The 25,933-nt window shown below is 40.1% G+C and carries 20 protein-coding genes and 2 tRNA genes; 14 read left to right on the top strand and 8 right to left on the bottom strand.

What is annotated here, in order from left to right:
- Positions 1-217 precede the first annotated feature (217 nt).
- Positions 218-472, top strand: a complete 255-nt coding sequence (locus ACS125_RS06085) for a DUF2061 domain-containing protein (RefSeq protein WP_171500743.1) — start codon at positions 218-220, stop codon at positions 470-472.
- A 115-nt stretch (positions 473-587) separates the two neighbouring features.
- Positions 588-1,448 carry a LysR family transcriptional regulator gene (locus ACS125_RS06080; RefSeq protein ID WP_005302044.1) on the top strand — a complete coding sequence of 287 codons (861 nt, stop codon included), beginning with the start codon at positions 588-590 and terminating at the stop codon, positions 1,446-1,448.
- Between the two features lie 4 nt (positions 1,449-1,452).
- Here the strand turns inward: ACS125_RS06080 and ACS125_RS06075 are convergent, their stop codons facing one another.
- Entirely contained in the window at positions 1,453-2,103 is a 651-nt protein-coding gene (locus ACS125_RS06075) for an HAD family hydrolase (RefSeq protein ID WP_443271063.1), read from the bottom strand.
- A 182-nt stretch (positions 2,104-2,285) separates the two neighbouring features.
- Here ACS125_RS06075 and ACS125_RS06070 point away from each other — a divergent pair, with 182 nt between their 5' ends.
- From ACS125_RS06070 to katG, 3 genes are all read left to right on the top strand, one after another.
- Positions 2,286-2,771, top strand: a complete 486-nt coding sequence (locus ACS125_RS06070) for an RNA pyrophosphohydrolase (RefSeq protein WP_004794866.1) — start codon at positions 2,286-2,288, stop codon at positions 2,769-2,771.
- 85 nt (positions 2,772-2,856) lie between these two features.
- On the top strand, positions 2,857-5,151 hold the full coding sequence (ptsP, locus tag ACS125_RS06065; RefSeq protein ID WP_004794867.1) for a phosphoenolpyruvate--protein phosphotransferase: 2,295 nt from the start codon (positions 2,857-2,859) through the stop codon (positions 5,149-5,151).
- A 521-nt stretch (positions 5,152-5,672) separates the two neighbouring features.
- Positions 5,673-7,829, top strand: coding sequence for a catalase/peroxidase HPI (gene katG / locus ACS125_RS06060; protein WP_443271061.1), 2,157 nt, complete (start codon positions 5,673-5,675; stop codon positions 7,827-7,829).
- A gap of 65 nt (positions 7,830-7,894) precedes the next feature.
- Here katG and ACS125_RS06055 read toward each other — a convergent pair whose 3' ends face one another.
- Positions 7,895-8,947: an MBL fold metallo-hydrolase gene (locus tag ACS125_RS06055; protein ID WP_174732474.1), complete on the bottom strand. Its 1,053-nt coding sequence runs from the start codon at positions 8,945-8,947 to the stop codon at positions 7,895-7,897.
- A gap of 657 nt (positions 8,948-9,604) precedes the next feature.
- Between ACS125_RS06055 and hcaR the strand changes: the two genes are divergently transcribed.
- Both hcaR and ACS125_RS06045 read left to right on the top strand, forming a co-directional pair.
- Positions 9,605-10,510 carry a DNA-binding transcriptional regulator HcaR gene (gene hcaR, locus ACS125_RS06050; protein ID WP_004794873.1) on the top strand — a complete coding sequence of 302 codons (906 nt, stop codon included), beginning with the start codon at positions 9,605-9,607 and terminating at the stop codon, positions 10,508-10,510.
- Positions 10,511-10,776: 266 nt separating this feature from the next.
- Entirely contained in the window at positions 10,777-11,454 is a 678-nt protein-coding gene (locus tag ACS125_RS06045) for a DUF1345 domain-containing protein (RefSeq protein ID WP_004794875.1), read from the top strand.
- A gap of 58 nt (positions 11,455-11,512) precedes the next feature.
- Here the strand turns inward: ACS125_RS06045 and ACS125_RS06040 are convergent, their stop codons facing one another.
- The 4 genes from ACS125_RS06040 to ACS125_RS06025 form a co-directional block, all read right to left on the bottom strand.
- Complete coding sequence (locus ACS125_RS06040) at positions 11,513-12,118, bottom strand: glutathione S-transferase family protein (protein ID WP_443271058.1); 606 nt, start codon at positions 12,116-12,118, stop codon at positions 11,513-11,515.
- Positions 12,119-12,167: 49 nt separating this feature from the next.
- Positions 12,168-12,860, bottom strand: a complete 693-nt coding sequence (locus ACS125_RS06035; protein ID WP_443271056.1) for a helix-turn-helix transcriptional regulator — start codon at positions 12,858-12,860, stop codon at positions 12,168-12,170.
- 70 nt (positions 12,861-12,930) lie between these two features.
- The gene (locus tag ACS125_RS06030; protein ID WP_151964043.1) at positions 12,931-13,605 is read right to left on the bottom strand and encodes an HAD-IA family hydrolase; all 675 of its coding nucleotides are present in this window, start codon (positions 13,603-13,605) and stop codon (positions 12,931-12,933) included.
- Positions 13,602-14,534 carry an RluA family pseudouridine synthase gene (locus ACS125_RS06025; RefSeq protein WP_004794885.1) on the bottom strand — a complete coding sequence of 311 codons (933 nt, stop codon included), beginning with the start codon at positions 14,532-14,534 and terminating at the stop codon, positions 13,602-13,604. The genes ACS125_RS06030 and ACS125_RS06025 overlap by 4 nt, the downstream gene beginning before the upstream one ends.
- Positions 14,535-15,255: 721 nt before the next feature.
- On the opposite strand from ACS125_RS06025, the gene ACS125_RS06020 reads away from it, so the two are divergent.
- The 4 genes from ACS125_RS06020 (at position 15,256) to ACS125_RS06005 (ending at position 20,921) form a co-directional block, all read left to right on the top strand.
- Entirely contained in the window at positions 15,256-18,594 is a 3,339-nt protein-coding gene (locus ACS125_RS06020; RefSeq protein ID WP_353156423.1) for an Rne/Rng family ribonuclease, read from the top strand.
- 191 nt (positions 18,595-18,785) lie between these two features.
- Positions 18,786-20,627 (top strand): long-chain-acyl-CoA synthetase, encoded by a 1,842-nt coding sequence (locus ACS125_RS06015; protein ID WP_353156425.1) that lies wholly within the window; start codon positions 18,786-18,788, stop codon positions 20,625-20,627.
- A 120-nt stretch (positions 20,628-20,747) separates the two neighbouring features.
- Positions 20,748-20,823, top strand: a tRNA-Lys gene (locus tag ACS125_RS06010).
- 22 nt (positions 20,824-20,845) lie between these two features.
- Positions 20,846-20,921, top strand: a tRNA-Lys gene (locus ACS125_RS06005).
- A gap of 63 nt (positions 20,922-20,984) precedes the next feature.
- Here the strand turns inward: ACS125_RS06005 and ACS125_RS06000 are convergent.
- Entirely contained in the window at positions 20,985-21,881 is an 897-nt protein-coding gene (locus tag ACS125_RS06000; protein ID WP_353156428.1) for a LysR family transcriptional regulator, read from the bottom strand.
- A gap of 112 nt (positions 21,882-21,993) precedes the next feature.
- Between ACS125_RS06000 and ACS125_RS05995 the strand changes: the two genes are divergently transcribed.
- Complete coding sequence (locus ACS125_RS05995; RefSeq protein WP_443271052.1) at positions 21,994-22,749, top strand: SDR family oxidoreductase; 756 nt, start codon at positions 21,994-21,996, stop codon at positions 22,747-22,749.
- Between the two features lie 45 nt (positions 22,750-22,794).
- On the opposite strand, the gene hemW is transcribed toward ACS125_RS05995, so the two are convergent.
- Positions 22,795-23,949, bottom strand: coding sequence for a radical SAM family heme chaperone HemW (gene hemW, locus ACS125_RS05990; protein WP_443271050.1), 1,155 nt, complete (start codon positions 23,947-23,949; stop codon positions 22,795-22,797).
- A 116-nt stretch (positions 23,950-24,065) separates the two neighbouring features.
- Between hemW and ACS125_RS05985 the strand changes: the two genes are divergently transcribed.
- A complete protein-coding gene (locus ACS125_RS05985) occupies positions 24,066-24,527 on the top strand; it encodes a DMT family transporter (RefSeq protein WP_004794898.1) in 462 nt (153 codons plus the stop codon).
- Positions 24,528-24,560: 33 nt separating this feature from the next.
- Entirely contained in the window at positions 24,561-25,907 is a 1,347-nt protein-coding gene (gene abeM / locus ACS125_RS05980; RefSeq protein ID WP_174758349.1) for a multidrug efflux MATE transporter AbeM, read from the top strand.
- The last annotated feature ends 26 nt before the right edge of the window (positions 25,908-25,933 follow it).

The raw sequence follows: 25,933 nt of genomic DNA, 5'->3' as shown, positions 1-25,933 counted from the left end.
CTGGGTAATTCTAATCTTTCTTCGATTATAGCCAGAGTTTCACATAAATCTAATTTATCATTTTTATAAATTAGAAAACTTTTTGGAATAAATTATAATTCCTTTAAGGTATCGCAAATTTAATAAATCGTTTTTGTTAATGATTATCATTTGCATAATCAATTTTTAATCTTATACTCTCATCTCTATACTAAAAATATCAAAGTGGCTAAAGAGAATGATCATGGCTAATATCCAAAAATTCGTTATAAATAATCAACGTACCTTAAAGAAGACCTTCAGCTATTACATTATGCATATTAGTGTAGCAATGATAGTTGCATACTTTGTAACAGGTAATATCTGGATGGCTTTAACCTTAAGTATGCTTGAACCAACTGTACAAGCATTTGCTTTTTTCTTTCATGAAAAAGTTTGGGCAGCTAAAGATCGCCGCGTATCAGCCTTAGTCGAAAAAGAAACAACGGCTTAGGCTAAGATTAGTGCGGTAATTCACAACTTTCTCACTCGTTTTGCTGCAAGCATGATACGATTTTGGCTCGGCAACTTTAGCCCCTCGATTTTTCTATTCCAAGTTGAGTTGTATTATGAATCTTGCAGCCTTTGAAGCTTTTGTAAAAGTTATGGAAACAGGGTCTATCTCTGTGGCAGCAGATCAATTATTTATTACTCAACCTGCTGTTACCAAACGAATTCACAGTTTAGAAGAATATTTTGGTGTAAAACTATTTGAGTCCGCAGGCCGAGGTGTACAGGCAACTCATGCTGCACATTCATTATTACCAAAAGTTAAAAACTGGTTAAATGAGCTGGGTGATATCCACCACACGCTTAGCCATGAACAAACGCAGGTGCAAGGCCGCTTAAAAGTCGGTACGAGTCACCATATTGGCTTGCATCATTTACCCTCTCCACTTAAACACTTTGTTCAGCAATTTCCTCAAGTCACCTTAGATGTGCATTTTGTTGATTCAGAGCAAGCTCATGAACAAGTACTTGCTGGTGATTTAGAGTTAGCATTTTTAACACTTCCTCCTTCAGGTGATGAGCGTCTTAACTACATTACAATCTGGAATGATCCTTTAGTTTTTGTTGCTGCCCCTTTTCATCCATTAGCACAAAAGAAGAATCTCACCTTACAAGATTTAATTGAATATCCAAGCTTATTACCCGCTGCACAAACTTACACTGCCCAAATCACTTTAGCCGAATTTGAGAAACAAGGGCTTAAACCCAAAATCACCATGAGTAATAACCCTCTTGAGTCTATTCGCATGTTGGTGTCGATTGGTTTAGGTTGGTCAGTACTACCAAAAACTTTGCTGAATCAAGATATGCAACAACTTGATTTAGATGTAGAAATGAATCGCCAATTAGGCATGGTGTGGCATCCTGCACGTACTCAATCTAGAGCTATGCAGGAACTGATTAAAATGATGCAGGAGTAGTCAATTAAATCGACCAGTCCTGAATATCCCAATTATTTTCTTGAGCCAATTTTTCAAGGCGATCATCAGGATTTACTGCAATCGCATGCGTTGCATATTCAAGTAAAAAACGATCGTTGATTGAATCTGAATAAGCCCAAGACTCAGACACGCTACGACCTTCCAACCAAGCATCTAGACGTGCAAGTTTGCCCTTTTGGTAACATGCCAAACCAGCAACTTTACCTGTATATTTACCCTCAGCAACTTCAGCATTGGTTGCCAAAATTTCTGTAATTCCAAATTCACGGAAAATCGGCGCAGTAATAAAATCACTTGTTGCAGTAATACCCACAATCGTATGTCCTAAGTCCTGATGTTTTTTGATTGCATCAAAACCTTTAGGACGCATTTGTGGGCGAATCACTTTTTGCATGAACAACTGATGAAGTTCGGTTAAATAATTATTGTCGTGCTTTGTTAAAAATCCAAAGACAAATTCGTTATAAGCATATGGGTCAAGTTGTCCTGCTTTGTAATCTTCATAAAATTTATCATTCATCTGACGATGATGAACCGGATCAACAAAACCTTCATTGACTAAAAATTCACCCCAAGAATGGTCTGAATCGGTATTTAACAAGGTATGGTCTAAATCAAACAACGCCAGTTTCATGAAAATTCTCGTTTAAACTGAAATTTAAGAAAAAAAATGTAAATCTATCTCCGCTAGTCGATAGAAATTCGTTAAGATCGTAGCAATTTAAACATTTTACTTTGATCTTTTCGAGCTGGACATAAAAAAGTGTTTGTCCCCGCGATTAAAGTCAACGATATAGACAATATTTAGGTAGCCAAATGATCGATTCAGAAGGTTTCCGACCGAATGTCGGGATCATTTTGGCAAACGATGATGGACAGGTTTTATGGGCAAAGCGCATTGGTCACAATGCTTGGCAATTTCCACAAGGAGGCATTCAGTTTGGAGAAACTCCTGAACAGGCACTTTTTCGAGAACTGAGAGAAGAAATCGGCTTATTGCCCGAACATGTCCAGATTATTGCGCAAACCAAAGGATGGCTGCGTTATCGTTTGCCACATCGGTACATTCGGTCAGACTCTGACCCCGTATGTATCGGACAGAAACAAAAATGGTTTTTACTGAAATTAACTGCGCATGCAAAAAATATTCAGTTAAACCTCTCCGACCCACCCGAATTCGATGAATGGCAGTGGGTTAGCTATTGGTATCCTCTTGGACAAGTGGTGAACTTCAAGCGTGATGTTTATCGCAAAGCCATGGTGGAGTTGTGTACACAGTTGCCGATGCAACAATTACCCTAAAAATCATTTATCTAGCAAATGATTTTTATTAAAAGTGCTGTTATAAATACATTCATAGTCTAAAAAAATACTGGAGTATACATCCATGTCAAACATGCAACTCGACACTTTACGGCGCATTGTCCAAGAGGTTAATGCGTCCGTCAGTTTGCATGAATCGTTAGACATCATGGTCAATCAGGTTGCTGAAGCCATGAAAGTGGATGTTTGCTCTATTTATTTACTCGATGAACGCAACCAGCGCTATGTTTTGATGGCCTCTAAAGGCTTAAACCCAGAATCTGTGGGCCATGTTTCACTGCAACTCGGTGAAGGTTTGGTCGGTCTGGTCGGACAACGTGAAGAAATTGTTAACCTTGACAACGCACCAAAACATGAGCGTTTCTTGTATTTGCCGGAAACAGGCGAAGAAATTTATAACTCATTCCTCGGCGTACCTGTCATGTATCGCCGTAAGGTTATGGGCGTTTTGGTTGTACAAAACAAACTTCCTCAAGATTTTAGCGAAGCAGCCGAGTCCTTTTTAGTCACGCTGTGTGCTCAGCTTTCTGGCGTTATTGCTCATGCTCACGCAGTTGGAAATATTGACGTATTTCGTAAACCAAGTAATGGCCCTGCCTATAAAACCTTTCAAGGTGCTTCAGGTGCAGGCGGTGTTGCTTTAGGCCGCGCTATTATTTTATATCCACCTGCCGATTTAGCCTCAGTACCTGACCGTGAAGCAGAAGATATTAGTCATGAACTTCGACTTCTAGATCAAGCCATTTCATCAGTTCGTTCAGAGATTCGTTCTTTAGATGAAAAAATGCATGATTCATTAATGGCAGAAGAACGCGCTTTATTTAGTGTTTTCTTAAGAATGCTCGATGAAAATGCATTGCCAGCCGAAATTAAAGAACTTATTCGTGACGGGCATTGGGCACAAGGTGCAGTACGCCGTGTGATTGAAAAACATACTGCCCTATTTGCACAAATGGAAGACGATTATCTACGTGAGCGAGTTTCTGATCTTAAAGATTTAGGCCGACGTATTTTAGCCTCGTTGCAAGAAGAAGATTCTAGCCACCGTGAACTTAGCCCAGACAGTATTTTAATTGGTGAAGAAATTAGTACTGCGGCACTCGTAGAGCTGCCTGTAGACAATATTGCAGCAATTGTGACATCAGAAGGTGCAGCCAACTCACATATGGTGATTGTAGCTCGTGCATTAGGTATTCCAACCGTAGTTGGTGTAACCGAACTGCCTGTTAATACACTTGATGATGCAGAAATGATTGTGGATGCCTATCAGGGCCGTGTTTTTGTTAACCCGCCACGTCGTTTACGCCAACGTTATAAAGAAATTCAAAAAGAAGATGAACAGATCGCAAAAGATCTCAAACAATACGAGACCAAAGAAGCGATTACGCCAGATGGTGTATCTGTTCAGCTTTATGTGAATACGGGTCTCATGATTGATGTCGTCCGCGGAGTACAACGTGGCGCGCAAGGTGTGGGCCTCTACCGAAGCGAAATTCCATTCATGTTACGGGAACGTTTCCCTGGTGAAGAAGAACAACGTGCAATTTATCGTCAACAATTAAGCCACTTCGCCAATAAACCTGTGGTGATGCGAACTCTCGATATTGGTGCCGATAAAGACTTACCGTATTTCAGTATCGAAGAAGAAAACTCGGCATTAGGCTGGCGTGGTATTCGTTTCACGCTTGACCATCCTGAGATTTTCTCGTCTCAAATTCGCGCCATGCTCAAAGCTAGTATTGGTCTAAATAATTTGCATATTTTATTGCCAATGGTGACCACAGTAAGTGAAGTCGAAGAAGTGCTTTATTTACTTGAGCGTGACTGGATTGCGGTGCAAGAAGAAGAGCAAGTTAAAATTACCAAACCTAAAATTGGAATTATGGTTGAGGTGCCAAGCGTATTGCTACAAATTGATGAGTTTGCCGAACTCGTCGATTTCTTCTCGGTCGGTTCAAACGACTTAACCCAATATTTACTCGCGGTTGATCGTAATAATCCACATGTGGCAAACGTTTACTCGCATTTCCACCCATCTATTCTACGTGCTTTATCTCGCCTGGTTAAAGAATGCCATGACCACAAAAAACCAATCAGTATTTGTGGTGAAATGGCAGGTGATCCATTATCGGCAATTTTACTTATGGCGATGGGCTTTAATACCCTTTCAATGAGTTCGAGTAACATTTTGCGTGTACGAAAAGCAATTTGTCATGTACCTATGACAGATGCACAAAAATTACTTGATGATGTTATGAAAATGAATAATCCGCTCATTGTGAAAAGTTGGCTTGAGTACTATTTTAAAACTCACGGTTTAGCTGATATGGTGAAATCGAATCGAATCGTAAATGTTTAATATATAAAGAATAAAGGAGAGCAATGCTCTCCTTTATTCTTTCAAATAACTTAATAAAACTAAATATAAAAATTTCTTTTCACTCTCACTCATACCCTGCTTTTTAAACCAAATTTCAATCGGTTTTTTAAATTAATATTGACAATTTAATCCATTTGAAAAATAAGTCCTCTACTTCTACTATATTTAAAGAGCGTTATTAAAAGATCTTAAGTTGTTCAGCAATTGAAGAGGTAATTCTATGCATCGTTATTTACAGGTTTCATCTTATTTTTCCTTTTGTTTTTTAACCTCCATACAGTAAATTGGAGGAATAACAACTAAAGGAATCTGATGCATTATTAAATAAAAAATAATGAGCCAACATCTTAGTGAAAAGAATTTTTAAACGGTTTCTCTCACCATGTGTTCTCTCATTTCTTTATTTAGTAAACATGAGTTTTTAAACCAGAAGTCCAGGAAAATGAGCCCTAACATTTTTACTAAGAGCTCAATAATTATTACCCAGAGAGAATATAACCATGTCAGACGAATCAAAATGTCCTTTTTCAGGCCATAAATCAAAACCAGAGGTAACGGTCGGTGGTGGCACGCCTAGTTTACACTGGTGGCCAAAACAACTACGCGTCGACCTACTCAACCAACATTCAGAACGTTCTAATCCACTCGGTAAAGATTTTAATTATCGTCAAGAATTTAAAAAACTCGACTACTACACCCTCAAAGCTGATATCAAAAATGTATTAACCGATTCTCAAGATTGGTGGCCAGCCGATTGGGGAAATTATACAGGCTTATTTATTCGACTAGCATGGCATGCTGCCGGCACCTATCGTATGGGTGATGGTCGTGGTGGTGCTGGTCGCGGTCAGCAACGTTTTGCTCCTTTAAACAGCTGGCCTGACAATGCGAGCTTAGATAAAGCACGCCGTTTGCTATGGCCAGTTAAACAAAAATACGGTCAAAAAATATCGTGGGCAGATTTATTTATTCTTGCCGGTAACATCGCGCTTGAGTCTTCTGGCTTCCGTACATTTGGTTTTGGTGCGGGTCGTGAAGACGTTTGGGAACCAGACAACGATGTAAACTGGGGCGATGAAAAAGAATGGTTAGCTCATCGAAACTCTGAAGCATTGGAAGGCAGCAATCTCGCTGCAACCGAAATGGGTCTAATTTATGTAAACCCTGAAGGTCCACAAGCCAGTGGTGATCCAAAATCGGCTGCACCGTTTATTCGTGCGACTTTTGGCAACATGGCAATGGATGACGAAGAAATTGTTGCATTAATTGCAGGTGGCCATACTTTAGGCAAAACCCACGGGGCTGGCTCTGCTGACCATGTTCAGGCTGATCCTGAAGGTGCACCAATTGAACAAATGGGCTTTGGCTGGTCAAATAGCTTTGGTACAGGCGTTGGTAAAGACGCGATCACTTCTGGCTTAGAAGTCATTTGGTCACAAACACCAACACAATGGAGCAATTACTTCTTTGAAAACCTATTCAAATACGAGTGGGTACAAGAACGCTCACCTGCTGGCGCAATTCAATGGGTAGCAGCAGATGCTGAAGCGATCATTCCTGATCCATTCGACCCATCAATTAAACGTAAGCCAACAATGTTGACTACAGATTTGACCTTACGTTTTGATCCTGAGTTTGAAAAAATCTCTCGTCGCTTTCATAACGATCCACAAGCTTTCGCTAATGCTTTTGCCCGCGCATGGTTCAAATTAACTCACCGCGATATGGGACCAAAAGCACGTTATTTAGGCCCTGAAGTTCCAGCTGAAGATTTAATTTGGCAAGATCCATTACCTACTGCTAGCGTTGCACCATCGGCTGCCAGCATTGCTGATGCAAAAGCAAAAATTGTTGCACTAGGACTATCTGCTGGTGAGTTGGTTTCTCTTGGTTGGGCTTCAGCGTCAACTTTCCGTGGTGGAGACAAGCGTGGTGGAGCAAACGGCGCACGTATTGCTTTATCTCCGCAACGTGATTGGGAAGTCAACCAAAAAGCTGTTGAAACTTTAACTAAAATTGAAGAAATCAAAGCCTCAACTCAATTGTCATTGGCTGATCTAATTGTGCTAGCAGGTAACATTGGTGTAGAGCAAGCTGCTCAAGCGGCCGGTTTCAACATTAGCGTTCCATTTGCCTCTGGTCGTGTTGATGCATTACAAAGCCAAACTGATGTCGAATCTTTCCAATTACTCCGCGGCCTTGCCGATGGTTTTAGAAACTGGAAAAAAGAGGGCGTCAATGCAGCAACTGAAGCATTATTAATTGATAAAGCACAAAAACTGACTTTGACTGCACCAGAGTTAACAGCATTGATTGGTGGTTTACGTGTACTAGGCACTAACTGGGATGGTTCGCAACACGGCGTATTCACTCAGCAGGTTGGGGTACTCAGCACAGACTTCTTTACGAACTTACTCGACATGTCCACTGTATGGGCACCTGTTGATTCAACAAGCGAAGTATTTGAAGGCAAAGACCGTAAAACAGGCGCAGTAAAATTTACTGCAACACGTAATGATTTAGTATTCGGTTCAAACTCAATCTTGCGTGCACTGGTAGAAGTTTATGCTCAAGCAGATGGTAAAGAAAAATTTGTTCAAGACTTTGTAGCGGCATGGACTAAAGTCATGAATCTTGACCGTTTTGACTTAGCATAATTTTGTCAAAATAATAAAAAGCCAGTTCAAATTGAACTGGCTTTTTTAATATCAAGAATCTAGTTTTAAACAGTTAATTTATGCCCTTCTCGAATGCAATAAAAAGGATTTGCAAGCTTTGATGAGCCTTTAATGGCTTGACCTAGAGCATGCTCTGGATCTTCTCGGTCCTCATCAGTCAACTGGAAAGTCCGATAATGAATCGCGAGAGAACGATGGGCTTGTAAATCAAAGTGTGCATGTAGCGCATCTTGTGGATTCATATGAACATAACTCATCAATTCACGAGGTTCATACGCACCTATGGGAAGTAATGCCACTCGCGGTGCACCATAACGTGCATGAATTTGCTTAAAATGCCCAGCATAACCCGTATCACCTGCAAAGAAACAATGACCTGTTTTAGCCACCACCGAAAAGCCACCCCAGAGTGCTTTATTTTGGTCACGTAGACCGCGACCAGAGCCATGCTGTGCAGGTGTATAGATTATTCTTAGTTCGTGATAGGGAATTTCTTGCCACCAATCCATCTCAATCACATGAAACTCTTTGGGTAGATAAAAGCCATTCCCGAGTCCAGTATAAATCGGCATTGCAAATTTTTTATGTAGCCACTCAAGCGTCGCCAAATCCATATGATCATAATGATTATGGCTGAGTAGAACACCATGAATCGTCGGCAATTGTTCTAATGCAAAACCTGCTGGACACACACGGCGAGGACCACGACCCTGTGAAGGGCTTGCATAATCACACCATACTGGATCAGTAATAAAGTTATAAGGCCCGATCTGAATCAATACGGTTGCATGCCCAACAAACCAAACTTGCCAATCATCTAAATCTGCCTGAGGACGATTTTGAGGCAATGTAACAGCCGTATTTACACGCGTATCGTATTCATTTTGAATATCAACTTTCCATGTAAAAGACTCACGTGTAACTAACCAACGTAATAGCTCTTTTGAGCCTCTAGCCGGCGATTTAGGCTGTTGGTTATAAAAACGTGTATCAGATTCATGCCCTGACTCGGGATGATAAAAAGGAGGTTTTATCCATGTATGCGTCCAACAGGACTGAGTCGGCAATTGATATGTTAATGTCGGCTTGTCTTTCATGGGCTTTTCTATGTTTTAGCATCGGCAGAATGGATGTGTTCAGGTTTCTATCTTAACAATTAAAACAAATTAAGCTATGGCACTTACATTTATTTATCATATAAATATCCCTTTTATTGTGGTCACAGCCAACATAAGTTGAATTAGATTGCCATAAAAAATACATAGATGTGTTGGGTTTATGCGTCGATAATTACCATTCTTATTAAGACTGCTTGTATAACATAACAATAATTAGTCACGTGAAATTGGGGGTGAGCTACTTGGTTTTACCTTGGTAAGCCCTACTTTTCCAACTTCAAACGTTTTGCAAGCTTATAGAACAAAATATTTAGTAACACTTAAAGTCAATTCATTCTTAAAGAATTTATATTTTATAATATTATTTTATATTTCTTCATTTTTGCATATTATGAGAATCACCTATACTAATATTTAAAACATTTAAATATTTCTTTGATTAAGTAAAAATAATGTATTTAAACTATCCTAATTAATATATTTTATGAATTACTTGAACTTATATTTATATATTAAATGTTTAATGAAAATGAAAATTCCATTTATTTTATAAATACCTAAAGTACCTTCACGCTATATCCCTTTATGCTTTATACTTCACATAAATCATAGTAAGACATTTTTTGGATTAGTCTTATGGAACTACGCCACCTCCGATATTTCATTACCGTTGCTGAAGAATTAAATTTTAGTAAAGCCGCCCTTAAACTTTTTACCGCACAACCCTCCCTTAGCCAACAGATTAAAGATTTAGAAGAAGATGTTGGTGTACGACTTTTAAATCGCACTAAACGTAAAGTTGAATTAACCGAAGAAGGTGAAGTCTTTTTAGAACATGCTCGCCTGACCCTTGCTCAAGCTGAAAAAGCAGTTGCTCTGGCACGACAGGTTTCTAAGGCTAAACAGCAGCTGCTCCGTATCGGTTTTGTCCCGATTGCAGAAATGAAAATTTTTCCTTACGTTCTTCCTAATCTGCGATTACAACACCCCGATCTCATCATTGAACTATCTAATCTAAACAATACTGAACAACTTAAATCCTTAAAAAAAGGTGAGTTAGACATTACCTTTACTCGAGAAAATACAGATAGTGACGAGATCCAAAGCCAATTTGTTTTGACTGAACCCTTGATTTTTTTACTTCCTAAAAATCATCCACTTACTCAATATGAACGAATTCCCGTCCATGCTTTACAGGGCGTTGACTTTATTATTCCTGCTGCCGAGCAGTCACAAACATTACATAACACGATTTTAGACTTTGCCAAAACTCACAATATTGACCTCAATATTGTTCAAAAAGCAGATAGCATGTTGTTTAATATTAACTCTCTTGGCTCTGGATTAGGTTGTACAATTTTACCTGCTTACGTTGCACCTTTAGGCATCAAAAATACAGTAGTCCGCCCTCTTGATGTCGAGTTACCGACATTGGATTTATTCGTAAATTACCGTAGAAATTCACAGTCTTTAGGGGTTCAAAAATTTATTGATCAACTCACTAAAGTATTTCATCTGGATAAGAACTTAACTCACACCTAATCAGAAAAGCTATATTTTATTTTAAGCCTATGATTAATAAGGACACCTTTATAAAAGGTATAAGTAAATAATATTTTTTATTTATTTTATACTTTTTATAAACAGTTTATCCTGCGCTTTGGTTCTATTTTACCTACTCGGTAAAAGTAAATATCTCTTAAATACAATTTAAAATCTTGGAATAAAATCCACATAAAACTAGATATTATTTTTACCATTTAATAAAAAATAATATATTTACCATTTGGTAAAAGGAGATTAGGAAAATGGTTTCAGTATTTCAACATCTTGGACGTAGTGTACTAAACCGCCCTCATTTCTTTATTGCTTTATTTATAGGATTTATCACAGCGAGTATTCTCACATGGTTCACCTCATGGAAATGGTCAACTATTTTATTAGTCAGCTGGAATACTTCGATTAGTATATATTTACTACATGTTTGGCAGCTCATGAAAAGTGCTGATCATTCTCAAATGCAGCAGCAAGCTAAAAAACAAGACGAAAGCAAATGGGTCATTATGCTGATTGTTCTATTGGCTTTAACCATGTGTCTAGTTGCTATTTTAATACAGCTCTCACAGCTTCCTTCTGATCATTCTGCAAAGTTAGGCCATGTGGCTTTAGCTTTACTCACTATTGTTTCTGCATGGCTTTTTATGCATACCGTTTTTGCTCTACATTATGCCCATGATTTTTATATGGCTTTATCTAGAAATGAAGAAAATGGTGGTCTAGATTTTCCGGGAACAAAACAGCCCACTTATCCTGATTTTTTATATTTTAGTTATATTATTGGGACTTCTGCCCAAACGGCCGATGTTTCGATTACCACCAAACACATGCGTCTTTTAAACTTATTTCACGCGGTGTTGTCTTTTGGGTTTAATACCACCATTTTAGCGATCTGTATTAACGTTGCTGCTGGTTTTCTTACCAACTAAAACTTGCATTTAGGAAATAAAAAAGTCACCCAAATGGGTGACTCTAAACAGCAGAGGTTTACAACAATGAGCCCATCGTGCTTTGTTTTAAGCCTTCACGTTGCTTGATGGTTTCAACATAACGCGTAATAGCAGGATGAGATTCAATCACTCCCATTTTCAATTGCCATAACAGCATTGCTCCCACGCTTACATCTGCGGCGGTAAATTGTTCGCCACACACATACGGATTTGCTTCACTAAGCCCTTGTACTAAAGCTTGGTAGGCATCGTTATAATCACCATAACCCACAAACATTTTTTGCTCAGGAGATACATCTATTCCGAGAGCTTTATCAACACCCGCAGCTTCCCATGGGCCTGCCATCAAAAATAACCAGCGATAGTACAAACCACGTTTAGGATCATCTAGTGCAGGAGCTAAACCTTTAACGAAAAATTTATCAGCAAGATAAGCACAGATTGCACCTAGCTCATAAATCACGACATCACCATCTACCAATACTGGCACTTTTCCAAAAGGATTAATTTTTAGATATTCCGGTGTTTTCATTTCAGTCTTGTATTCGACTTCAATACGTTCACACTCAACACCTAATTCGACTAAAAGCCAGTCGACCACAACACCACGTGATTCTTTGTTAGTATAAAGTTTAAGGCTCATTTTTATGGCTCCTTGTTTATCTTGGAACCTAGTCTACAAAACCTCTTTGTCAGTTTTTGTCAGTAGTCTTCGACTCTTGTGCCCACCACTGCTCAAATAGTTTTTGCTTAAATGATGGATATAATTCTTGGCTTAAACTCAGATGTTGAATACGATCAAGTCTAAAATGCCTAAAATCCTGCCGAAGTTCACACCATGCAGCCAACACAATTTTGTCGTTAAAATATCCCAAAGCAAAAGGCCACAAGGTTCGAACACTACTTCGTTGCTGCTCATCATGATAATGCAGCAAAATTTTGACTTGCTGCCGAATGGCTAAACGCACCTGTTCGACTCGATTTTCATCTACAGGCAGCCACGCATTAAAGGCTCTTAAAGTCGTTTGCTGTAATAAATATTGCCGATGCTCAGGCAAAACAGAATTCAATTTAGCTAATACAGATGTAGATGCCGATTGTAACGATTGATCTGGCACACTCTTCAACCAATGCAATGCCAAAAAAATAGCTTCGACTTCATTTTCATTGAGTGTCATTGGTGGCAGTACAATATCTTCTTTAAGCTGAAAACCTATACCTGCCGATGCCTCAATTGCCACACCCTGCTCACGTAAGCTATCGATATCGCGATAGACACTTCGGACACTAATTCCCATACGATCAGCGAGAACTTGTGCAGTGATTGGATAACGGGCTTCACGAAGTTGTTGTAAAAGATTTAATAGACGAATAGAACGACTCATTTTTCTCTTCTTATTGTTATTAGACATACAATAAGAGGGAATAAATTCCCCCTTCTTATATTATTCTAAATTATGCAACATCTACCGTAGATAACTTTGCATACTCTCTTAAAAAGTTGTGCAGCTCAGGTACATCTTTAGCAATCGTTAAAGGCTGGAACTGTTGTAGAACTTCGCTCGAATGCACACCATAGCCCACACCAATTCGTGGCATGTTTAACCGCTGAGCCATCTCAAGGTCATAGCTACTATCACCAATCATTACCGCACGCTCAACACTCACTCCAGTGACTGTTAAGATTTCTTGCAACATGAGTGGATCTGGTTTCGATCTGGTTTCATTGGCTGCTCGAGTCACATCAAAAAGATGAGTACTCTGTGTTTTTGCAATTACACGATCTAAGCCACGACGATTTTTACCCGTTGCGACTGCAAGTTTTAAACCTTGCGCTTTTAAGTCATGTAGTAGCTCAGCAATACCATCGAACCATGCATCATTTGTAGAGTTTGCAATATAGTGATCGCCATATGCTTTTAAAATTGAATCATGTAACTCAGGTGCTTCTGGAAATAGGGTTTGCATAACTTCGGGCAAGCCCAAACCAATAATGCTTTTTGCTGCTTCATCGGTTAAAGGCAATTCATGCTGCTCTGCGGCATGTTGCAAACTAGCAACAATCTGCCCAACAGAGTTATATAAAGTCCCATCCCAGTCGAAAATAACTAATTCGGTTTTTAGACTCATTTTGCCACTCTCAAAGCCTTTAATAACTGGGTCATGTCTTCTGGTAAAGGTGCTTCAATCGGCGGATAACCTGGAATATCTAAACGCATCGCATGTAAACATAGACGACGTGCTTCAGGGCCAGTGTACTCAGTCGTGTGTCCATATTTATCATCACCAATCAATGGGTGTCCAATGCTTAAACCATGTACACGGATCTGATGAGTACGGCCAGATAAAGGTGATGCATGAACCAGAGTCGCATTTTTAAAGCGCTCTGCTACAACCCATTCGGTTTTACTTGGTTTACCATCTTTAGTCACACGTACACGACGCTCACCATTTGCCAGCTCATATCTCAATAAAGGTGCATCAATCAGCTGTTTATCTAAGCTCACTTGACCTTTAACAATCGCGGCATAGGTTTTACGAATTTTGTGCTCACGCAACATATCTTGTAGTTGTTTTAATGTGCTACGTTTTTTACTAATCATGACCAGACCAGAAGTATCACGGTCAATACGATGAATAAGTTCTAAATATTTTTTGCCTGTCGCTGCACGTAGTGCTTCAATCAAACCATACGCCATACCACTACCACCATGGACAGCAATACCTGAAGGTTTATTGACAACTAACAAACCTTCATCTTCATAGACCACACGGCTTAATAGGCCTTGTGCCACACTATCACTGACAGGAGCGGCTGTTTCATCTTTTTGTTCGTAACGAATTGGAGCAACACGAATCTGATCGCCAATCTCAAGTTTAGTCTCAGCTTTAACACGTTTTTTATTTACTCGAACCTGACTTTCACGAATCAAACGATAAATACGACTTTTAGGTACACCTTTTAAACGCGAGAACAGGAAATTATCAATTCGCTGTCCTGCTTGATGTTCATCCACCTCAAACCAAGTGACACTTTGCCATTGCTGTGTAGAATTCATACTAATATTTAAACCTGAAATTTTGCTAAATTTGATTAATAAATGACCGTTTAGCTTAGTTTTTTCACAAGAAATCTAAGCTTAGCCCATAGGCAGATGCTGCAAGGTTTGATATAGTCAGCGCACGGATACCGCCGTAAGTGAACATCTAATAGGGAATTTCCCTGATTGAAACCTCAATCAAAATGATGCTTTCACCATCAGCTCGGATAGGTCCTAAAGAATTATGCCGACGCCGAAGGCTTATTATATCGGCAAAATGACAAACTGTTGCGTTTAATTCAGTTTGTTCAAAAAAATATGTTACCAACTCTAGTTGGTTATGGAACGTAAACTGATACACATCAGACAAATCGCTCCTTAATGTTGCCTTCAGGCTAAAGCGTTGATGCATTGGAACTGCCGAAAGCACCGATACGATGAACATTCCGTATCAAACTTCCAAAAAGAAGTCACTTCGCGCTCAATGACAGTGAAAGTCATTAACCAATGTACCGCTCACCCGCCAGTGAAGCACTAAGGAAGTCCGATTTAAAGGTTGAAGCAGTATTGCCTACATCACAGACGAGAATCGAAGTTAAGGCTAAATGTAGCCGGTAACAGATGACTCAGACCACAAATATTTTGAGATCTGGGAAATGATCCGTCATGTTCGATGTTCGTTCAGAACCTTTAAGTTTGTGCGATATGTTTGTGTGGGTCACTATTAGGTGTCACACCCATGAAACGTATGTTGATTAATGCAACTCACGCAGAAGAAGTCCGCGTTGCACTTATCACTGGTAATCGTCTTTACGATTTTGATTTAGAAAATCGTACCCGAGAACAGAAAAAATCCAATATCTATAAAGGCCATGTAACCCGCGTAGAACCTTCTTTAGAAGCTGTGTTTGTTGAATATGGCGCAGGCCGTCAAGGCTTCTTATCTATGCGCGAAATTGCGAATAGTTATTTCCAAGCAGACCCGCGACAAACTTCAAACATTCGTGAACTCATCACTGAAGGTACTGAATTACTTGTTCAAGTTGAAAAAGAGGAACGTGGTAACAAAGGCGCTGCCCTTTCTACATTCATCTCACTCGCAGGACGTTATTTGGTTCTTATGCCAAACAACCCGAAAGGCGGTGGTATTAGCCGTCAAATTTCAGGTTCTGTACGTGAAGAATTAAAAGAAATTTTAGCTTCTTTAAATTTACCTCGCGGCATGAGTGTTATTGTGCGTACCGCAGGTATTGGTCGTACTCAAGAAGAATTACAGTTAGATTTACAGCATTTGCTTGACCTCTGGGCACAAATCCAAAGCACTGCAAGTTCTGGTCCGTCTCCAATGCTTGTTCATCAAGAAGCTGGCGTAGTTACTCGTGCTATCCGCGATTACTTACGTGATGACGTTGCAGAAATTTTAATTGATAGCGAACAAGCTTATAACGAAGCGTATAACTTTGTTAAAGCAGTTATGCCACGTCAATTAGACAAACTTAAAACTTATACTTTAAACGAGCCGTTGTTTGCTCATTTTGGTATTGAAAGCCAAATTCAAACTGCTTACGAGCGTGAAGTAAAACTTCCTTCTGGTGGTTCAATCGTAATTGACCAGACTGAAGCTTTAGTTTCAATCGACATTAACTCTGCGAAATCGACTCGTGGACATGACGTTGAAGAAACTGCGCTTAATACAAACCTAGAAGCAGCAGAAGAAATTGCTCGCCAACTTCGTCTTCGCGACATTGGCGGTTTGGTTGTTATCGACTTCATCGATATGACTAAAGAACGCAACCAACGCATGGTTGAAGCAAAACTTCGTGAAGCAACACAAAGCGACCGTGCACGTATCCAGTTTGGCCAACTCTCTCGTTTTGGCTTAATGGAAATGAGCCGTCAACGCTTACGCCCATCACTTGAAGAAGCAACTGGATATGTGTGCCCACGCTGTCATGGCACGGGTATGGTGCGTGACTTACGTTCACTTTCGCTTTCAATTATGCGTAAAGTAGAAGAAATTGCTCTTCGTGAACGTCATGGTGAAGTACAAGTAGAAGTTCCTGTTGAAATTGCAGCGTTCTTACTCAATGAAAAACGCCATAGCCTTGTTTATTTAGAACAAACTTCTGGTGTTCGTGTGACTGTTTTACCTCACCCGCACTTAGAAACACCTCACTATGAAATTCAGTACAATCCAGATGGATTTGCACCATCTAGCTATGAACGTACTGAAGCAACTCGCTCAAGTGAAAAAGAGTTAGGTTATGAATCTTCTGAATGGCATTTAGAAGAAGCTGATCATGGCCATGCTCCTGCTGCAAATAATGCGGCTGGTCAAAAGAAAGTAAATCAAGCAGCTCAACCTGCTGTTGCTCAGGCAAGCGTTCAAAAAGCAGCAAGCCCTCTTGCATGGTTAGAGAACCTTTTTGTTCAAAAACAAGCTAAAACTATTGATCAATCTCGTTCAGCGCAAAATGCTGCTGCGACAATTGAACAAATGGTCAATACTGGCGCTGTAAGCCGTGGCCAGTTTGGACAAGTTGCAGTACCGCCAGTTGCTGAAACTGTTACGGCTCCATCTAATAATGCTTACATTTCACAGTCTCCTGCTAAACAGGAAGTTCGTGAAAATGTTGAAAAAGACGATAAAGTACAACAACGTCCAAACAACAAAAAACGTAAGCACAAAGAGCAACGTGAACAACATCATCATGCTCAAGAGCCACAACAACAGCAACAACCACAACAGGTTCATGAAGAAGTTGTACAGTTATCACGTCAAGAACAACGTGAGTTAAAACGTCAACAAAAACGTCAGCACCCAGATCAGTCACATCAACAACATCAAAATGATGGACAACAAACTGAAAATGCCGTGCCGCGTCGTGACCGTAATAATCAACAACGTCCGAACCGTCCAAATCGCCACCGCGATCCAAGTGTATTGAATGAAAATCAAAATGCACCGGCGGCACCAGTAGTTGTTGATGAGAAACAAATTAAGGTTGATTTGATTGATGCTCCAAAGCATGAAGTCATGAATACAGCCTTAGTGATCAATGTTGATCAGGCACAAAGCGAAATTATTGCTTTGACTCCAGAGCAACCTATTGAACGCACTGAAACAGCACCTGTTGTTGAAGTCGCTCAAGAGTCAGCTCCAGCACCAGTTGCAGTTGTAGAAGAAGCAGTCACTGTTAAAGCAGAAGAAACTACTCCTCCTGCAGACAGCAAAACTCAACCGCAAATTCAACGTGCAAGCAATGACCCTCGTATGCGTCGTCGTGAACAACGCAACGCGAAACGTGCTAAAGCTGCGGTACCATCAATTGCCCCATCGCAAATTCCAACATTGGCGCAATATACGATTGGTAGCTTGATTCGTCATGTTTATGGTGAAGACTGCACAGTATTGATTGAACAGTTTGGTTTAGTTCCAACATTCAATCGTGCATTGCAGAAGTTTGCTGAACAGTACGCTAGTACGCTAGCAACAGAAGTCGTGTCTGATGCTGAAGACAAAAAGCCTGTTACTCGTGATGCAGAGCTTCCAAGCAACAAGCCATCACAAGAAGCAGAGCCTGCGCCTGTACTTGCATTAACACCACAAAAAGAGCAAACACCACGTGTTGCTAATGATCCACGTGAGCGTCGTCGTTTAGCGAAACTTGCTGCTGAACAAGCTTTTGAGCAAGTTAAACAACAACACGCCGCACCAGAAGAAGCTGCACCTGTAGCTCCAGCTGTTGAAGAAACGGTTGTTGCTCCTGCTGCTGAAACACAAGCACCTGTTGAGTCAAAACAACAACCGCTTGAGCTTAATCAAGTGGCTGAAGTAGTTCAAAGTGAAACAAGCGTAGAAGAAACACCAGCGACAACTGTAGTTGAAGCTCCGGTTGTTAAACAACCTAAAGCATCTGCAAGAGCAAAAGCTGCCGCAGAACAGGCTGTAGCACCAACGGAAGCTACTACAGAAGTTGAATCAGACGATTCTAAGGCAGATCAGGACAAACCAAGTCGTCCTCCTCGTCGCCCTCGTGGTCGTCCACCAAAGAAAGCAAATCCTGTAGCTGAGTAAATCATTTGCTCAATTGCAGCTAATTTAAACAAACCTAGCCATTTCGATGACTAGGTTTTTTTTGTTATTTTTAACCAATTAGGTTGATTGCACTAGAAGAAAAGTTTTAAAAGCATGGTGAACCATGAAAAACACTGTACTTTTGCCAACGCAACCTTTTTTGGATTGATCGAAAAATAAATAGGATTGATATGAGCCAGACAACACAGACCGATATCATTACGCTTGGTGATGTTGCAACAAGACTTCCTAGCTTCATCCCCAAAGTACCCCATATCCTGAATGGTCTTAAACAGGCTTACTTAAGAACAGCAAATACACCAACGGGATTAGGTGTAGCCTTTGAAAAAGCTGTTAAGCGAAATCCGCAAGGCATTGCTTTATTATTTGAAGATCAAAGTTATTCATATGAAGCTTTAAACGAATGGGCTAACCAGATTTCTCACTATTATCTATCTCTTGGCGCACAAAAAGGTGACGTGATTGCCGTAATGGTTGAGAACCGTTCTGAACTTATTGCCACGATTGTAGGTTTAGCTAAAATTGGGGTAACGATTGCGCTTGTTAATACCTCTCAAGTAGGTAAGGTCCTCGCTCATAGTATCAATCTTGTAAAACCAATCGCCGTAATTGCAGGTGAAGAAGTTAGAGCTGTAATTGATGAAATTCGTCAGGATCTAAATGTTCCTAAAGACCGTTTTCATTGGTTTGCAGATCAGGCTACACGCCAAGATGCGGGTACAGCACCTCAAGGTTATGCCAATCTTGCAATAGAAATTGATCAATTTCCAAAATTTAACCCATCGACTACGCAATCTGTTCATGGAAATGATGGCCTGTTTTATATTTATACTTCGGGCACTACAGGCTTACCAAAGGCTGTTATTTTCAAACACAGTCGCTGGACACTTGCCTATGGTACCTATGGGCACATTTTAAACCTTGGCCCAGATGATGTGATGTATGTCACTTTACCGCTTTACCATGCAACTGGTGTCGTAGTTTGCTGGTGTGGTGTGATTGCGGGAAGTTCGACCCTTGCAATTCGACGTAAATATTCAACCAGTGCATTCTGGAAAGATGTTCAGAAATTTAATGCCTCTGCAATTGGCTATGTAGGAGAGCTTTGCCGTTACTTAATGGATGCCCCTCCTACAGAAATTGACCGTGTCCACCGCGTAACCAAAATGATCGGTAATGGCATGCGTCCAAACATCTGGGATAAGTTCAAACAACGTTTTGGTGTGCAAGAAGTTCTTGAGCTTTATGCATCAAGTGAAGGCAATGTCGGGTTTAGTAATATTTTTAACTTTGACAACACAGTAGGTTTCTCTCCTACACCATATGCCATTATTGAGTTTGATAAAGAGAAAAATGAACCTGTACGCGATAAAAAGGGTTGGTGTAAAAAAGTTAAAGCAGGTGAAATTGGTTTGCTAGTAGGGAAAATTACTAGTCGCTCACCTTTTGATGGTTATACAGATCCAGAAAAGAATAAATCTGTGATTATGAAAGATGTCTTTAAAAAAGGTGACTCATATTTCAACACAGGTGACCTTGTTCGTAATATTGGTTTCCGTCATGCTCAGTTTGTTGACCGCTTAGGCGATACCTTCCGCTGGAAAGGCGAAAATGTATCTACTACTGAAGTTGAGAACATGGTTTGTGAATATGACAAGATCGCTGAAGCGGTGGTTTATGGGGTAGAAATTCCAAATACCAATGGTCGTGCTGGTATGGCAGCAATCACACTTGCTGATGGCGCTGAGTTAAATGAGTCTGATTTAACCGAAATGGTCACTATATTTAAAAAATGCCTCCCTGCTTATGCAGTACCCGTATTTTTACGTGTGCAAGCTAAAGTTGAAACAACAGGTACTTTTAAATATCAAAAGAATAAATTGAAGGAAGATTCGTTTAATCCAAGCAAAACTTCTGAACGTTTACTCGCTTTATTACCTGGTACAAACAGTTATTGTGACGTCACAACTGAAATTTTTGACAACATTCAGGCATATAAATACCGTTTTTAGTTCATTTTTTAGCTAAACAAGAGGAAATCGTGCTTTTTATAGGCAATCATGCAAATGTTTTTGATTTACCTCTTGTGTTAGTTGAATAACTTGCTAAAATACGCGACATCAAAACGATACGGGTCGTTAGCTCAGTTGGTAGAGCAGCGGACTTTTAATCCGTTGGTCCCGCGTTCGAGTCGCGGACGACCCACCACTTATCTGTTTTGAACCTATTTGGGTCGTTAGCTCAGTTGGTAGAGCAGCGGACTTTTAATCCGTTGGTCCCGCGTTCGAGTCGCGGACGACCCACCAAATTCTAAAAAGCCTCTCACTACGAGAGGCTTTTTTTATTGTTATCTTATTTTAGTTTCATGACTAAAAGATGACGATGCATTTCTTATATAAAATGTCTTTAACCCAATTCATAAAGATTTCTAAACGTTTAGGAATATAACTTCGGTTCGGATACAAAATATTGAGTGGCAAAGATTGAGCAGTATGTGCACTTAGTACTTCAACCAAGTTTCCTTGCTCTATTTTATCCTGAACATCGTAGTATGGAAGTTGAATAATCCCTAAGCCAGCACAAGCAGCAGCAACATAGGCTTCTGTATTATTTACACTTAAAGCACTATCGATCATCACTGTTCCATCTTGATATAAAAATACGCCTTGTTTTTCTCCTACGGCTCCTGCGTAGTTAATGAGTTTGTGCTGAGATAGATCTTCTAATTGTTCAGGAATACCATATTGTTCTAAATAATGGGGACTTGCACAGTTCACCATAATCAAGTTACCGACGAACTTCGCGATCAAACTACTATTATCTAGCTGCCCCACCCGAACAACACAATCAATTCCCTTCTCGATCAAGTCAGTCATGTCATCTGAGCTATTCAGTTGTAAATGAATGTCTGGATAGCGGCTATAAAAATCGGGAAGTTCAGGAATAATCACTTGATGCACGATTCGGCTGGGCATTGAAATTTTTAGCGTGCCACGGTAATGCTGCTTTTGCGTTTGTATGAGTTGTTCAAGCTGTTCATAGTCAAACAATAGGTTTTGACATTCAGGCAAGATTCTTTGTCCATCTTGAGTGAGGCTTACTTTACGTGTAGTTCGGTGAAATAAACGTACCCCATAGTGAGTTTCTAATTGTTGAATTGCACTCGTCACTGTAGAGCGAGGTAAATCAAGCTGATTTGCTACCTCACTAAAGCTTTGTCGTTTAGCGACTTCTGAAAAAATAAAAAATTGCTGCAACCGATCCATTTAATTGTTCGTATTTTCTGAATAGTTAAACCAAACTAGCATAATTGATCAAAAATTACCGCCAATCTAGACTAAAAACACATTAAAACAAGTCATCATAGGAACAATCATCATGACAACTCATACTCTGAAAGATAAAGTTGTACTGATTACGGGCGGTGCAAAAAACTTAGGCGGACTTATTAGCCGTAAATTTGCAGAGCAAGGTGCAAAAATTGCAATTCACTACAATAGCACTGAAACTCAAGCAGATGCAGAACAGACGCTCGCAGATGTAACTGCATTCGGTGTAGACGCTGTTTTAATTCAAGCAGACCTAACGGATATTGATAATATTGAAAAGCTCTTCTTAGATACTAAGCAGCATTTTGGCGGAATTGATATTGCCATTAATACAGTTGGAAAGGTTTTAAAGAAATCGTTTTTAGACACCACAGAACAAGAGTTTGATAGCATGAGCGATATCAACTCAAAAATTGCCTACTTCTTTATTCAATCGGCGGGTCGTCATTTAAATGACGGCGGAAAGATCTGCTCAATCGTGACTTCTCTTCTTGCAGCTTACACTGGACTCTATTCAACCTATGAGGGTTTAAAAGCTCCTGTTGAACACTATACCCGTGCTGCATCAAAAGAATTTGGTGATCGTCAGATTTCTGTTACTGCTGTTGCTCCAGGGCCTATGGATACACCATTCTTTTATGGGCAGGAATCTGCCGAGGCAGTGGCTTACCACAAATCAGCTTCCGCTTTAGGTGGATTAACCAAAATTGAAGATATTGAGCCTCTAGTTCGCTTTTTGGTGACCGATGGTTGGTGGATTACCGGTCAAACAATTTTTGCAAATGGTGGTTACACCACTCGCTAAAATAAAAAAAGCCGCATCTCATAGTGCGGCTTTTTAGTTTGCTTCTTACAAGAACTCTTCTAGTACCGAGTTTAAGAAAATATGTCCCTGCTCTGTACAAGCCAAACGAGAACTATCCTCTACCAGTAGCTTTCTAGCTCGCAGTGAAGTGAGTACCTCATTTAAATGATCTAAGCTTAAGCCCGTACGCTGTTCATATAACCCAGCGTTTACACCGTCATTTAGCCGTAAAGCATTCATCATAAATTCAAAAGGTAGCTCTTCTGCCTCGATCTTTTTCATTTGCAGATGTTCGGCTGGAACCTTAGCTAAATAGTCTTTTGGCAAACGAGTTTTTTGGAAACGATACACACCATCTGGTCGTGTCACTTTGCCATGTGCACCTGCTCCAATCGCAAGATAATCACCAAATTCCCAATAATTCAAATTATGTGCTGAGGGCAGCTCTTTACGCCATGCCGAAACTTCATAATTTATAAAACCATTTGCCTTAAGATATGCCTCACCCTGCTCTTGAATGTCTTCAAGCATTTCATCTTGCGGTAAAACGGGTTGAGTACGGAAGAAAACGGTATTCGGTTCAATGGTAAGTTGATACCAACTAATATGAGTTGCGCCACTTTCTACAGCAAGCTTGAGATCATAGAGCGCCTGCTCTAGCGTTTGCTCAGGCAAACCATGCATTAAGTCTACATTCACTCGCTTAAAGCCAGCCTGCTTTGCTTGTTGAATCGCTTCAATTGCATTGTTTGCAGAATGAATACGTCCAAGCTTTTGTAAATGATCAGTATTAAAGCTCTGAACACCTATCGATAAGCGGTTAATGCCAGCCTCTAAATACCCTGCAAATGGGTCATGCTCTACCGTTCCCGGATTTGCCTCTAAGGTAATTTCGCAGCCATCTTCAAATTTAAGCAATGACTTAAGTTCTGCAAATAACCATACATAACCCTGTGCCGAAATCAGTGAAGGGGTTCCTCCACCAATAAACACACTATGAATTGGGCGTCCCTGTGCCATCTCTAGTTGAGTTTCAAAGTCAGCGACCAATGCTTTTAAATAGGTTTGCTCAAGTTCTGACGAAAGTGCTCCGTCTGGTACGGCATGCGAGTTAAAGTCACAATATGGACATTTACGCACGCACCAAGGCATATGGATATATAAAGATAGAGGAATAGAAGCAGGGTTTAATACGGCCAAGGAGCAGGTCCAATTTACACAATATTTCTATTTTAACATGACTGCATCAATGGGCTTATGAAAACATACCTTAATTGCTTTAGACTAAATTTAAACATTCTTAAATACTGATAAAAATGATGAAATTCTCTAGTCAACTTTTCCTGATCTTACCCTTAGCTATGGGAATCGGTGTTGCCATGGCTTTTCAGACCGCAATTAATGCTCAACTGCGCGAGCAACTACACTCACCCTTACAAGCAGCTTTATTATCATTTTTCATAGGTACTATTGTTTTAGCCATTATGGTTTTCTTTCAAAGTGCCGAGAAGCCCTCTTTAAGTGAAATATCAAATATTCCATGGCTTCTCTGGACTGGAGGATTTCTTGGGGTTTATGCAATCAGCATGAGCATTTATACTGCACCTAAGCTTGGTTTTTTAACCTTTACAGGGCTAGTCGTTTTTGGGCAAATCGTTATTTCTATGTTACTTGATCATTTTGGTTGGTTGGGCACAGAAAAGACACCTGTTACATGGCAACGGTTTCTTGGTGGAGTCATCATCTTTGTCGGTGTGGTACTCACTTTGCAGCGTTAGCTTCATTTTTTATATTTAAAAAGAGTACCTTTTGTGTCGAATGTCACATCTTTTCGGGCTGAATTAAAACAACTCTTCCACTTAATGCTACCGATTTTAATTACCCAGTTTGCTCAAGCAGGATTCGGGTTAATTGACACTATTATGGCTGGGCATTTATCTGCAACCGATTTAGCAGCAATTGCTGTAGGGGTCGGTTTATGGGTTCCAATCATGCTCCTGTTCAGCGGCATTATGATTGCAACAACACCTTTGGTCGCTGAAGCAAAAGGCGCAAGAAATACAGAGCAGATCCCTGTCGTTGTTCGTCAGTCATTGTGGGTTGCTGTCATTTTAGGTGTACTGGCAATGCTCATTTTGCAGCTTATGCCGTTTTTCTTGCATGTGTTCGGCGTACCAGAGAGCTTACGACCTAAAGCAAGCTTGTTCTTACATGCAATTGGTTTAGGTATGCCCGCTGTGACCATGTATGCAGCATTACGTGGCTATTCAGAAGCATTAGGCCATCCACGCCCTGTCACAGCTATTAGCCTATTAGCTTTAGTTGTATTGGTTCCTCTTAACATGATTTTTATGCATGGATTAGGGCCAATACCTGCGTTGGGTAGTGCTGGCTGCGGTTTTGCAACCTCCATTTTACAGTGGCTCATGCTGATCACTTTAGCTGGCTATATTTATAAAGCCTCGGCTTATCAAAACACGTCTATTTTTGGCCGATTTGATAAAATTAATATGGCTTTAGTTAAAAGAATTTTACAGCTTGGTCTACCAATCGGTTTAGCTGTGTTCTTTGAGATTAGTATTTTTAGTACAGGTGCATTGGTCCTTAGCCCACTTGGTGAAGTGTTTATTGCTGCACACCAAGTCGCAATTTCCGTTACCTCTGTGCTGTTTATGATTCCGCTTTCACTAGCCATTGCCTTAACCATCCGTGTCGGTACTTATTATGGTGAAAAGAACTGGGCTTCAATGTACCAAGTACAAAAAATTGGTCTCAGCACAGCAATATTTTTTGCCATATTAACCATGACTTTTATTGCTCTATGCCGTGAACAAATTATCTCGATTTATACTCAAGATTTAAACGTAGCTCCTGTTGCGATGTATTTACTCTGGTTTGCAATGGGTTATCAGCTGATGGATGCATTACAAGTAAGTGCCGCAGGCTGTTTAAGAGGTATGCAAGATACTCAAGCACCGATGTGGATTACGCTTATGGCGTATTGGGTGATTGCTTTCCCTATTGGGCTTTATTTAGCGCGTTATACCCATTGGGGCGTGGCTGGTGTGTGGCTAGGTTTGATTATTGGTTTGAGCATTGCTTGTGTTTTATTACTTTCAAGGCTTTATTTAAATACCAAACGTTTGAGCCAGACCTAATAAAAAAGCCGATGAAACATCGGCTT

It is taken from the genome of Acinetobacter sp. PFS20 (genome assembly GCF_052261015.1).
Lineage (GTDB): Bacteria > Pseudomonadota > Gammaproteobacteria > Pseudomonadales > Moraxellaceae > Acinetobacter.
Note: the sequence above shows the minus strand (reverse complement) of the source record. Positions and strands in the feature narration are given on the sequence as shown.